The organism is Alteromonas sp. RKMC-009 (assembly GCF_003584565.2).
Classification (GTDB): Bacteria; Pseudomonadota; Gammaproteobacteria; order Enterobacterales; family Alteromonadaceae; genus Alteromonas.
In genome coordinates this window covers 1,600,987-1,613,190 of the sequence record NZ_CP031010.1, presented here as the reverse complement: position 1 = coordinate 1,613,190, position 12,204 = coordinate 1,600,987, and the positions used below count along the sequence as shown (strand labels likewise).

13 protein-coding genes, 1 tRNA gene and 2 riboswitches are annotated in these 12,204 nt (G+C 49.8%); of the genes, 1 reads left to right on the top strand and 13 read right to left on the bottom strand.

The features are described 5' to 3' along the window. Positions 1 to 18: 18 nt before the first annotated feature. A protein-coding gene (gene prfB, locus DS731_RS07040; RefSeq protein ID WP_119500656.1) for a peptide chain release factor 2 occupies positions 19 to 1,117 on the bottom strand; the annotation gives its coding sequence in 2 pieces (ribosomal slippage) (positions 19 to 1,041 and positions 1,043 to 1,117; 1,098 coding nt in all). Between the two features lie 199 nt (positions 1,118 to 1,316). Further along, the gene (locus DS731_RS07035) at positions 1,317 to 1,727 is read right to left on the bottom strand and encodes an SDR family oxidoreductase (protein WP_232373503.1); all 411 of its coding nucleotides are present in this window, start codon (positions 1,725 to 1,727) and stop codon (positions 1,317 to 1,319) included. Positions 1,728 to 1,758: 31 nt separating this feature from the next. On the opposite strand from DS731_RS07035, the gene DS731_RS07030 reads away from it, so the two are divergent. Further along, positions 1,759 to 2,079: a LysR substrate-binding domain-containing protein gene (locus DS731_RS07030; RefSeq protein WP_150154255.1), complete on the top strand. Its 321-nt coding sequence runs from the start codon at positions 1,759 to 1,761 to the stop codon at positions 2,077 to 2,079. 89 nt (positions 2,080 to 2,168) lie between these two features. Here DS731_RS07030 and argS read toward each other — a convergent pair whose 3' ends face one another. From argS to DS731_RS06980, 11 genes are all read right to left on the bottom strand, one after another. Next, positions 2,169 to 3,899, bottom strand: coding sequence for an arginine--tRNA ligase (gene argS / locus DS731_RS07025; protein WP_119500653.1), 1,731 nt, complete (start codon positions 3,897 to 3,899; stop codon positions 2,169 to 2,171). 24 nt (positions 3,900 to 3,923) lie between these two features. Further along, positions 3,924 to 5,507, bottom strand: coding sequence for a peptide chain release factor 3 (gene prfC, locus DS731_RS07020; protein WP_119500652.1), 1,584 nt, complete (start codon positions 5,505 to 5,507; stop codon positions 3,924 to 3,926). 186 nt (positions 5,508 to 5,693) lie between these two features. Beyond that, the gene (locus DS731_RS21885; protein WP_161599114.1) at positions 5,694 to 5,870 is read right to left on the bottom strand and encodes a hypothetical protein; all 177 of its coding nucleotides are present in this window, start codon (positions 5,868 to 5,870) and stop codon (positions 5,694 to 5,696) included. A 140-nt stretch (positions 5,871 to 6,010) separates the two neighbouring features. Then, the gene (rimI, locus tag DS731_RS07015) at positions 6,011 to 6,463 is read right to left on the bottom strand and encodes a ribosomal protein S18-alanine N-acetyltransferase (protein ID WP_119503341.1); all 453 of its coding nucleotides are present in this window, start codon (positions 6,461 to 6,463) and stop codon (positions 6,011 to 6,013) included. A 3-nt stretch (positions 6,464 to 6,466) separates the two neighbouring features. Continuing rightward, positions 6,467 to 6,970: a hypothetical protein gene (locus DS731_RS07010; RefSeq protein WP_119500651.1), complete on the bottom strand. Its 504-nt coding sequence runs from the start codon at positions 6,968 to 6,970 to the stop codon at positions 6,467 to 6,469. 62 nt (positions 6,971 to 7,032) lie between these two features. Beyond that, positions 7,033 to 7,109, bottom strand: a tRNA-Trp gene (locus DS731_RS07005). A gap of 124 nt (positions 7,110 to 7,233) precedes the next feature. Further along, positions 7,234 to 8,061, bottom strand: a complete 828-nt coding sequence (locus DS731_RS07000; RefSeq protein ID WP_119500650.1) for a phosphotransferase — start codon at positions 8,059 to 8,061, stop codon at positions 7,234 to 7,236. Then, the gene (pnuC, locus tag DS731_RS06995; protein ID WP_119500649.1) at positions 8,039 to 8,659 is read right to left on the bottom strand and encodes a nicotinamide riboside transporter PnuC; all 621 of its coding nucleotides are present in this window, start codon (positions 8,657 to 8,659) and stop codon (positions 8,039 to 8,041) included. Before pnuC ends, DS731_RS07000 begins: the two co-directional genes overlap by 23 nt. Beyond that, complete coding sequence (locus DS731_RS06990) at positions 8,652 to 8,921, bottom strand: hypothetical protein (protein ID WP_119500648.1); 270 nt, start codon at positions 8,919 to 8,921, stop codon at positions 8,652 to 8,654. Before DS731_RS06990 ends, pnuC begins: the two co-directional genes overlap by 8 nt. A gap of 9 nt (positions 8,922 to 8,930) precedes the next feature. Then, positions 8,931 to 10,985, bottom strand: coding sequence for a TonB-dependent receptor (locus tag DS731_RS06985; RefSeq protein ID WP_119503340.1), 2,055 nt, complete (start codon positions 10,983 to 10,985; stop codon positions 8,931 to 8,933). A 57-nt stretch (positions 10,986 to 11,042) separates the two neighbouring features. Continuing rightward, positions 11,043 to 11,145, bottom strand: a riboswitch (TPP riboswitch). Positions 11,146 to 11,268: 123 nt separating this feature from the next. After that, positions 11,269 to 11,949 carry a hypothetical protein gene (locus DS731_RS06980; RefSeq protein ID WP_119500647.1) on the bottom strand — a complete coding sequence of 227 codons (681 nt, stop codon included), beginning with the start codon at positions 11,947 to 11,949 and terminating at the stop codon, positions 11,269 to 11,271. A 45-nt stretch (positions 11,950 to 11,994) separates the two neighbouring features. Beyond that, positions 11,995 to 12,076: riboswitch (cyclic di-GMP riboswitch) on the bottom strand. Between the last annotated feature and the right edge of the window lie 128 nt (positions 12,077 to 12,204).

Genomic DNA, 12,204 nt, shown 5'->3' with positions numbered 1-12,204 from the left:
TTCACTTTTAAGTGTAATTTACAGGCCAGATTTCAAACTGGCTTGCAGGAATTTATCTAAATCACCGTCGAGGACGGCTTGCGTATTACGGGTTTCTACACCTGTACGTAAATCTTTAATGCGGGAATCGTCCAGCACGTAAGAGCGGATCTGGCTGCCCCAGCCGATATCAGACTTGTTATCTTCCAACGCCTGCTTTTCAGCATTCTGCTTCTGCAGCTCAAACTCATAAAGTTTGGCTTTCAGTTGCTTCATTGCCTGATCTTTATTCTTGTGCTGTGAGCGGTCATTCTGACACTGCACTACGATGCCCGTGGGTTCGTGGGTAATACGAACCGCCGAGTCCGTTCTGTTAACGTGCTGACCACCGGCACCGGAGGCGCGGTAAGTATCAATACGTAAATCAGACGGATCGATATCGATTTCGATATTGTCATCAATTTCAGGATAGACGAACGCAGAAGAGAACGACGTGTGACGGCGGTTTCCGGAGTCAAACGGTGACTTACGCACCAGGCGGTGTACACCGGTTTCCGTTCTCAGCCAGCCAAACGCATACTCGCCTTCAAAACGGATCGTGGCACTCTTGATACCAGCCACTTCGCCTTCTGACAGTTCGATAATTTCTGTTTTGAAGCCGTGTGCTTCACCCCAGCGCAAATACATACGCAGAAGCATATTGGCCCAGTCCTGAGCTTCCGTACCACCGGAGCCCGCCTGCAAATCGATATACGCATCGCAGGCATCGTTAGGACCTGCAAACATACGGCGGAATTCGAGTACTTCCAACGCTTCAACGAGCGAATTAAGTTCAGATTTCGCTTCTTCGAAGGTTTCTTCATCTTCCGCTTCGATGGCCAGTTCCAGTAAGCCTTCAACGTCTTCAGCACCCTGTTCGAGCTTCTGAATGGTTTCAACCACCTGCTCCAGGGCTACTTTTTCTTTCCCTAAGGCTTGTGCGCGCTCAGGCTCATTCCAGACGTCCGGGCTTTCAAGCTCACGGTTAACTTCTTCTAAACGTTCAGACTTCGTATCGAAGTCAAAGATACCCCCTAAGTGCTTCAGAGCGCACCCGGATATCTGCTATGGCATTTTTGACAGGATTTACTTCAAACATGATTTCGCCAGGAGATAAATTAAAAAACAGGACGGCGGATAGTACCGAATCTGGCGGGATTTTGATAGTGGGCGCGCCGGGAATCAGGCGAATTTCACCAGATTTTCAGTGGTTATGACCGGTTACGGCGAAGGGATGTGTCCGGCAAATGCCTTGAAGCCTTTACCGGACGGTATAAAAACAAACAAATTTGGTGATTTTACAAAAACATGCCGCCGGAAAGTTCCACGCGCTGACCGGTCATCCATGCACAATCATCACTGAGTATTTTGGCGATTGCCGGGCCGATATCTGAAGCTTCTCCTACTCTGCCTTTTGCTGTCACGCTGCTGACAAACTGATTCACTTCCGCGTTATCTCTTACCGTTCCGCCGGCAAAATCTGTGGCAATGGCACCCGGCGCGATGGTGTTTACGCTGATCCCGCGACCGCCCAGTTCTTTTGCCAGATACCGTGTCAGTACTTCCACGCCACCTTTCATCACTGCATAAGCACTTGAGCCGGGCAAGCTGAACCGGGCCAGACCCGATGAGATATTCAGAATATGCCCGTTATCTTCAATATCACTGAGCAATGCCTGCGTCAGAAAGTACGGCGCTTTTAAATGCAAATATGACAGGGCTCTGAGCAAGCATTTCGTGGTGGGCTACTCACCAGATATGCGCCCTGCGGCGGATTCCTTTGATTATTTCCACAACGGGCATAACTATCAGGTAGCGATGACAAGCCGGGTATCGGTGGCCACTACAGACGCCTACCTGACCTCCTGCCTGGCGGGACTGGGAATCATTCAGGTTCCTCATCACGGGGTTAAGCAGTACCTGGCCAGTGGCGAACTTGTAACAATTCTGGATGATTTTACCTGCCCGCCCCTGCCTCTTTCGGTGGTTTACACATCAAGACGCCATATGCCTAAACGAATCAGCACCTTCATAAACTGGCTCACTGAGCAGTTTGCCTGATGCGGCGTACAAATTTGACCGGAAACAAAAAACCGGCAGGCGCTAAAAGCGACTGCCGGTTTCTCTGATATCAGTACTGCCTGATAAACTTACATTTTTTCCAGTGTTTCGATACCCAGCAGGCTGAGGCCCTGTTCCAGTGTATTGGCCACCAGCGCGGCGAGTTCAAGCCGGCTGTTACGCACCGCTTCATCAATACCGTCTTTCAGGATCGGGCAGGCTTCGTAGAAACTCATGAATGCGCTTGCCACATCGTACAGGTAAGTACACAGCACGTGAGGCGTTGCTTCACGGGATACCAGACCAATCACTTCTTCAAATTGCAGTAACAGCACAGCCAGTGCATGCTCCTGCTTTTCGGTAAAGGTCATTGCACCTTTCAAATCTGCCACCGCAATACCGGATTTACGGAAAATACTTTTCACGCGGGTAAACGCATATTGCAGATAAGGCGCTGTATTACCTTCAAAGCTCAGCATGGTGTCCCAGTTAAACACGTAATCTGTGGTACGATTTTTACTTAAGTCAGCGTACTTAACCGCACCAATACCCACTTTACGGGCCACTTCAGCCAGTTCAGCTTCTGACAGGTCGTTGTCCCGCTCGCTGATGAGTTTGCCGGCGCGCTCTACCGCTTCGTCAAGTAACTCAACCAGTTTCACCGTGCCACCGGTACGGGTTTTAAATGGCTTGCCGTCACTGCCAAGCATCATACCGAAAGGACAATGCTCATAAGTCTGTTCTGCTTTCATGAAACCGGCCTTACGGCCCACAATTTCAGTTTGCTTAAAGTGCAGCGCCTGGCGGGCGTCAGTAAGAATAAGCGTACGGTCAGCATTCAGTTTGCCGCTGCGGTAGCGCATGGCTGCAAGATCGGTAGTGGAATACAGGTAGCCTCCACCGGATTTTTGCACAATATACACCGCCGGATTCCCTTCTTTGTCCGCCAGTTCAGGAATAAACACAACCTGCGCGCCCTGATCTTCTACCGCAATGCCTTTTTCTTTCAGGTCACGGATGACATTTGCCAGATCATCATTATAGGCAGACTCACCCATAATATCGTCACGGGTCAGACTGACATTCAGTTTGTTATACACTTCTTCGCTGTGCTGAACGGATACATCAATGAACTGTTTCCACAGCGTGAGGCACTGCTCGTCGCCACCCTGTAATTTCACCACGTATTCACGGGCACGGTCTGCGAAGCCCTCTTCTTCGTCGAAACGCACTTTCGCTTCACGGTAGAAGTCTTCCAGATCAGACAGTGCAGTTTCCGCTACCTCACTTTCCAGCTTGTCTGAAAGGTGTGCCAGCAACATGCCGAACTGTGTCCCCCAGTCGCCCATGTGGTTCTGGCGGATAACCTTATGACCAAGGAATTCCAGCACTTTAACTACCGCATCACCAATGATAGTGGTACGCAGATGGCCCACGTGCATTTCTTTAGCAAGGTTCGGGGAAGAGTAATCCACCACAATGGTCTGCTGGCTGTCTTTTGCCACGCCCATCCGCGGATCATGCAGTGCCAGTTCACACTGATTCGCCAGCCAGGAATCGCTGAGATGCACATTAATAAAACCGGGACCTGCCACTTCCAGCTTACTGGCAACGTCATCCAGGTTAACAAGCTCAACAATTTTCTCCGCAATGTCACGGGGCTTTTGTCTTAATTGTTTCGCCAGTGCCATCGCACCGTTGAACTGATATTCACCAAATTCAGGCCGCGAACTGCGTGCCACAGGCACCGGCGCATTTTCAGCACCTAATTTTTCCAGTGCTTCGCTAAAACGGCTGACTAATAAAGCATGTATGTTCATCGTTTCTTCGTCTTCTGTCTGTTCTTAATGTTCGCGGGTTTCTTTGAATTCGATATCCGGGTAACGCTCTTTAGCCAGTTGCAGATTCACCATAGTGGGTGCAATGTAGGCAAGGTTGTCACCGCCATCCAGCGCCAGGTTTTGTTCAGCTTTACGGCGGAACTCATCCAGCTTCTTCGCATCTTTACTGTACACCCAGCGTGCTGTGCTCACACTGATATGTTCGTAGATTGCATCTACGTTATATTCCGCTTTTAAGCGGGCCACAACCACATCAAACTGCAGTACACCTACCGCACCGACGATCAGGTCATTGTTGATCAGAGGACGGAAAACCTGCACAGCCCCTTCTTCAGATAACTGGATCAGTCCCTTAAGCAATTGCTTTTGCTTCAGAGGATCTTTCAGGCGGATACGCTTAAACAGTTCCGGCGCAAAGTTAGGAATACCGGTAAAGCGGAAATTATTGCCGGACGTGAACGTATCACCGATGCGGATAGTCCCGTGATTGTGCAAACCAATAATGTCACCGGCATAGGCTTCTTCCAGCAGTTCCCGGTCACCGGCCAGGAAGGTCAGCGCGTCAGAAATACGGACGTCTTTATTAATCCGTGAATGACGCATTTTCATGCCCTTCTCGTATTTCCCCGAAACGATGCGGCAGAACGCAATACGGTCGCGGTGTTTAGGATCCATATTCGCCTGGATCTTAAACACGAAACCACTGAACTCAGGCGCATCAGCACTGATTTCACCGTCTTCTGTCTGGCGTCCCTGCGGCGCAGGTGCCCACTCAACCAGACCATCCAGCATATGGTCAACACCAAAGTTACCCAGTGCTGTACCAAAAAATACCGGTGTCAGTTCGCCTTCAAGGAACAGTTCCTGATCAAACTCGTTAGACGCCCCCTGAACCAGCTCCAGTTCGTCTTTCAATGTTTCCAGCAAACCGCTGCCAATAGCAGTTTCAAGTTCCGGATTATCCAGACCTTTGATAATGCGTACATCCTGAATCATGTGACCCAGACCGGATTTGTACAAAATCACTTCATCACGGTGCAGGTGATAAACACCTTTAAATTCTTTTCCACAACCGATTGGCCAGGTCACCGGCGCACACAGGATTTTCAGCTCGTTTTCAACTTCATCAAGCAACTCCAGCGGGTCGCGGATATCGCGGTCGAGCTTGTTCATGAAGGTAATAATAGGCGTATCGCGCAGACGGGTAACTTCCATCAGCTTACGGGTACGATCCTCAACACCTTTTGCCGCATCGATAACCATCAGACAGGAGTCAACGGCAGTCAGTGTGCGGTAGGTATCTTCAGAGAAGTCTTCGTGTCCCGGCGTATCCAGCAGGTTCACCAGATTTTCACAGTAAGGGAACTGCATGACCGAGGTCGTAACTGAGATCCCCCGCTCTTTTTCCATTTCCATCCAGTCAGATTTGGCATGCTGACCGGACTTCTTCCCTTTCACGGTACCGGCTTTTTGCAAAGCTTGTCCGAACAAAAGGACCTTTTCAGTAATGGTAGTTTTACCCGCATCGGGGTGACTGATAATCGCAAACGTACGGCGTTTGCTGATTTCGCTGGTTAGGTTACTCATGGATATTCTGATCTGTCACTGTGTGAGGGTAGACGCGGGTTCAGAGCTTGCGGGCGGCGCCACCTTGAATTTCAAAAATTGGCGCGCATGATACCAGAATTGAGAAAAATTGCCGCCCTTTTCTCTACGGTGCAAATCCGCCGGCGCATTTGCACCGGCAGGCAGAAAGTTTGTACTCCGGAGGTCTTACTTTTTCTTCTCCGGTATGGATTTATCGTATTCCACCAGCTCTTCTAATGCAGCCCCGGGATCCTCTTCCCCGGCGACGGAGTCGAATTCTTCTTCGTCATGACGAAAGTCTTCTTCCGCCAGCGTGATTTCCCGTTCATGTTCACGGGCTTTTTTATTGCTGTCAGCCATCATATTCACCTGCTAATTGAACAAAACACACTTTTGTTAATTATACGTGAAGAGAGGATTTTGGATGAGATTTCAGATTATTTTTCTCACCGGGAGATGGTTTACTCTGTAGGATACAACCGCCGGGTATAATCGCTGACGCCCTATACCAGCAACATACGCATTATCCGCGCGTCTTCTTTACCGCCATCACAAGGGTAGTAATTTTTACGCACTTCAATGTCTTCAAAACCGGCTTTTTCGTACAGTGAAATGGCTTTGAGGTTTCCGGCTCTTACCTCGAGCCACAGTGACTCAGCCTGTTGTTGCCGGCACCATGCAATCACACCGTCTAATAACTGTTTTCCGGCCCCCTGCCCCCGGTCAGAAACAGCAACTGCAATGTCCATTAACGTGGCTTCGCCGGCAACCAGTAATATCACGGCGTAACCGGTGAGCTTAAGCTCACTGTTAAGTGCTGCCAAACCTGCATAGGGCGGTGTAAGACAGTCCGCAAAGGTAGATAAGGACCAGGGATTATAAGTGGCCTGCTGATGAATAGCATGGGCGTCATTGATCAGAGTGTCAGAAAGTGGCTGGAGTGTGAACGACGGCATCACTTACTGACCGGCACAAATGACCTGCCACAGACGGCGCTTTTCCGCAGCGTCTGATGGCGCAGTTTTATAAGGTAATGAAAGAATATTATTTTTCAGGGACAACTCTGAACCAAATTGCCAGCGAACAGACTTTGCATCGTAAAAAAGAGACAACGCCTGTAATATGTCCTGTCCGGCAGCTCCGAAGCTGCGGGGATCAATGGTTTCAACCGCCGGTGATGCCGGTTTTGCTTCATCGTCCTGCACTTTTTCCGGGGCAGATGGTTTTTTATCCTGTTTATTCCCCAGCATGGAACGAAGCTGCGCAATGCGTGCCTGACCACTTGCGGCGGGTTGAACAGAAGACTGAGATGGAACGGCAGCGCCGGAAGGCGTTAGTTCAGCAGTGTGACTGTTACCGGCAGCAGATGTTGCCTGAGTCTGTGATACAGCCTGAGATTGCCATACACAGATACCCATTTCCTGAAGAACAGCAATTTGATAAGGATTTAAACCGGACGTCATGAAAATGGATTTACTTTTGAGTGGAAGAAAGTAGGAACACTATAACTTACTCAGAGGAAAAGTGGCAGGGGTGGAGGGACTCGAACCCCCAACCATCGGTTTTGGAGACCGCTGTTCTACCAATTCGAACTACACCCCTAGCGCGCTGTGCATTATACGTATGCATTAACAAAGGTAAAGCCTTTTTGTGGCAAAAAAACAGCAAAACCAGTGCCTTTGCCTGGCATTCGCACAATACGCACAAAAAGCGCACAGCATGGCTGTTACTCCGGTTCACTCACCTTCTGCCGGTTAGTGGTTTCCAGTGCTGCCTGCCAGAGTGCAGCAGTGACATTCACCACCCGGCGTTGCTGTTCACAGGCAAAGATGACCTTCTCTTCAGCGGCCCCGCTTAAAGCGGCGTAGTGTTTATACAAGCGCAAAGCGGCTTCGTCATTTAACTGATTAATCGCAGCACAGGATGCCACATCAAAATAACGATTGCCGCTGGCAGCATATTCCCAGTCTACGATAACGGGTTTAGCGCCACCGGCTCCGGTTCTCACAATGTGCGGCAAAGACAGATCGTTGTGACAAAGCACCGCCTGTTCAGCAGGCGGCTGCTGTGCATCACCGGAATCAATCACGTTTCTCAATGCTTCAGCCAGGGGATGACTGCTCTCAAGATCTGCACTTTCAAAATAGCGCACCAGTCTGGGCTCAAGACACAGAGGTGGCGCGTCAATAGCTGTGCAGTGAATGGTGTGTAACGCAAAGGCGAGCAGGATGATACTGTCTTCACTGTTTGCGTTGTTCGCCGGTTCCGCATCCGTGGTGACCCAGCGTTCTGCCCACAGCGTGCAGTCAGGACTCAGCCACACAGGTTCAGGCGCAATGCCCTGACGGAACAGGCTATGCTGAAGCGTAAACTGAGCATGTTTGTTTACACCGGTAAAACTCTCACCGGCAGACCACTTAACAGCGAACTCACGCTCACCGTCAGTGATATTGAACAGACGATTCACATCCCCGCCCTGCCGTGATTCACAGATTGCATTACCGCTAAGCTTCAACGGCTCTGCTAACGCTTTAACGATAAGCGCGGGCGTCATGTTCCTGCATCTTCCATTGTTTCAGCCATTGTGCATAACCAAATACGGCAAATCCGACATATCCCAGAAACAGACACGCCGACAACATCAGGCCGCTTTGGGCGTAAAGGTAAGCTGAAGCCAGATTGATTACTATCCAGTACAACCAGTTCTGTAAAACCTTATGGGCCACCATCACGGTAGTCACCACACTGACCACCTGTATACTTGCATCGAGTAGCAGGTGTTCGCTGTTGAACTGCCCCTGTGCCCAGAAGGATAAGCCCCAGGCGATCAGGAGAAGTCCCGGCACCAGCATGGCATGGGTATACCATGGCCAGGAATGCACCCGGTCGTCGCCGGCAGCCTGACGGTTCCACTGATAATACCCGTATCCGGCCATCATCATGTAATACAGATTCAGGATGGCCTGAAATGGCAGTGTAACCTGCCAGAAGAGCCAGGTATAAATAGCCGTACTGATAAATGCACACAGCCAGCACCAGCGGTTTTGCCTGGCAGCCAGCCAGACATAGGCCAGTGCCAGCACTACAGCAACCCACTCGGCCAGTGATGTCGCGGCTATCTGTTCAAAGAAATGCGGGATGAAATCAGTCATCCTGATCCTTACGGGCCTGCATCACATCGAAGTTCAGAAACTTGGCCACAAAAATGGCCTGCCCGACTTCTTCATGGGTGCGCTGCATTTCTTTTCCCAGTACCGCCATAACGTCGGCATACTCGCCGGTGACCTGTGTACTGGTAGAACAGGTCGTCACATCAAGGGTGTCGTAACTGTTCAGTCTGTCAATAAACGACTTTATGGGTGGAATGTACTCATTCACCAGAGGATACAGAGATAGCTCAACCATGACCTGCATAGAGATTCCTTAAAATTGAAAACGGGCTGTGACGCCGAACTGTCTGCCATCACCCAACTGATAATAAGGTTCAGCAAACTCATAGTAATCACGGGGATCGTTACTGAATCCACCGAAACCGCGGGTGTACCAGGTTTTATCAAACACGTTCTTTACCCACAGTGTGGTGCGCAACATGCCTTTTACCCAGGTAATATCAGTGTTGTACAACGTTGTGGCCGGTGCTGTTTCATCATGGCCATCAGAGAAGCGGTATTCGTCTTTAAAGTCCATATCAGCGCGCCATACCAGAGAATCAGTCAGCCACAACTCACTGAACAGGTTCGCTGTATATTTAGGTGCCTGAGCCTGACGCTGCTTACTGACATATTCACCGTCGGCAGTCTCGTAACCTTCAAAGGTGGCACTGAGGTAACCCGCGCTGGCCTGCACTGTCCAGGATGACGTTGCCTGCCAGGAAAGCTCCAGTTCTGCCCCTTTATTTGTGCCCACATCGGCATTCGCCGTGATATCGATAAAGGCGGCAGAACCGTCTTCACGTTCCTGAACATCAAAATCGCTGATTTGGGTATCTTCCCGTTCCATGAAGAAAACTGCTGCGCGGGCAGTCAACTCAGGAACAAACAGTTTGCCTTTGTAGCCTGCTTCATAGTTCCAGTTGTATTCCGCATCAAAGAAACGGCGCTCCCGGCTGACCTGTTCATCATAGTTAATGCCGGCACCTTTGTAACCTCTGGATACGCTGGCATACAGGTAGTCCCCTCCCATATCCCAGGTCAGTGCCAGTTTGCCGCCGGTCATGGTCGTGTCATCGTCGTACACCACCTGCGCATTATCAGCATAATCATAGGCGTAATTTTCAACACGCAGGGCGGACGTCAGCAATAAAGACGGAGTCAGCTGAGTATCAAGCTGACCGTAAACCGCTGTTGTCTGCGGTTCGAAGGTACTGATAAAGTCGCCGTCAGCATAGGTATACTGGCGCAGTAAATCCTGTTCACTCTGATTGATGCGGCCACCGATAACCCAGGTCGTGGTGTCATTGAAGATTTTTTTATCTTCAGCAGAAGTAAAACGCACCTCGGCAGATTGTTGGGAAACATCCCGGTAATATGCATCAAAGGATGTATAGCCCCAGGGGTGAAAACCAGTGTAGGTCCAGTCTTCGTCGTAGCCGTAAGCGATATCATGACCGGCCATAGTCGCAATGATTTCCAGCAAACCACCGGCGGTTTCATGATTGATATGTGCACTGACCGCTTTGGTTTCCTGCTCATCAAAGCCGGGTTCATCCGACAACGTGTGGCGGTTGTTATCCAGTGAGAAAGCATCGTAACCGTTATTGATATCGTACCAGCGGAAATCCACCGCAACGGATGTTTTGTCAGTCACATCCCACAGTGTTCCCAGCCTTACTGCATTCTCATGAATCCCGTTGGTATCGTCGGCACCCAAAAAGTCATTTTCAATAAAACCGTCACTGCTGTTGTGCACAAACGCTGCACGCCAGGCCAGAGAATCAGACGCTTGTCCGCCATGAGCACCTTCAGCGCGGAAGAAAGATTTGTTTCCCACAGACAATTCAAAATGACTCTCACTCTCTTCTGAAGGAGCATTGCTGACAATCTTAACCGCACCGGCCAGAGCACCGGTTCCGAATACTGTCGCCTGTGGTCCGCGGTAAACTTCTACCTGCTGTGTATCAAAAAGTACACCTGCTGCAGCAAGACCGGAGAAATCAAAATCGTCGACCAGGAAACTGACTGAAGGATTAATCGGTTCAGCAAACTGGCTGCGCTCACCAATCCCCCGGATCTGAATAAAACGTCCACGGGATGCTCCGGCCGCAAAATTCACATTCGGCGCAATACTTAATACATTGTCAATATAGGTAGCCTGACGGCTGTCCAGGCGGTTGCCTGATAACACAGAAGCGCTGGCACTGAGTTGATCGAGAGTCGCTGTGCGGAAATCACCACTGACGGTAATACGTTCGATGTCTGCAGTGTCATCAGCAAAGGCAGGAAGTGCAAGTAGTGCGAGAAGAATTGCGTTTTTTTTCATTAGGATCTCTTTAATCATCAAAAAGATCCGGCTTTACGGCAGGTATTGAGGTTTTCAGATTGCTTTTATCACCATCCCTACGCCGGTATTATCCGGATCAGGTTTAAGGGTTCCCATGGAATGGATCTCAGCCGTAAAGACGGCACCCCTTGGCCTAATGCTTATTGCGGAGTCCGCAAATTAAGCGAGGGCAGTCTAACAACTTCAGTGACTTAGTCAAGTTGCCGGCAGCCCCGAAAAAGCAATAAAAAAGCCCGCGATGTGACGTGGCGGGCAATGAAGATCAGGCGACCTTCTGATTCTGGCGTCTTGTGCGCCATCCCATAAACCCTATTCCCAGAAGGATCAGTGACATGGCGGTTGGCTCACTGACTTCTGTAATAGAGGCATTCCGGAAGCGAACCTTCATATCTCCACAACCACTGGCTGCATCACAATCGTTAATGAATACGATGTCGGTAATAAGTCCTGACATGTAATCATCCAGAGTAATAGAGAAGGTTTCCCAGGCTGGTTCGTTGGTATAAGTAAAGTCATCCAGACCGAAATTCTGTGTGCCACCCAGAGCAAACGTGCGGCTGGCATCGTTATTCTGTTCACCGGCAGAGAAATCTGCCAGCCAGATCCCGCCAATCTCAGAGTAAGGGTTTGCATTAGTATTGTTGTTGCCCGGCGTCATACGAAATTCAAATGACAACAAAATATCTGAAGCAGAATTATCTAAATCCAGGCTCTGGATCCCGAAAGCATCATCCAGGTTCAGTGTGAACCAGCTGTTTTCGCGCAGGTTCAGTACACTGCCATTGTTTGTCCAGGTTCCGTAGTTAGACGTGCCGCTTTGTTGATGTGCAGTCAGAGTCTGGGCAGCGAAGTCGATATCGTAGCTGCTGATAATGTTGGCGTTAGCCGTGAATGCCGCACAGAAGCCGGTTAGCAGGGCTGCAGTTTTGATGCTAAATTTCATTTATGTTCCTTGAGCAGTGTGTGCCTGAAAATAGTTAAACAACTTCACTGCAACCCGGCTGTCTTATGGCGGTATAAGACCCGTGGCTTTCCGTCCCTGCCTCACGACAGGTTTGGCGAATCTACTCTGTGGAAGTGACGTTTCCACCAATGAGTCGACGGTTGTAATGATAGGGAGAGGCCCGCAAGTAAAAAAGGACACTTCTGAACGAAATCCGGTACAAATTTGTACCAACACAAAATTCACCCTTTTTCT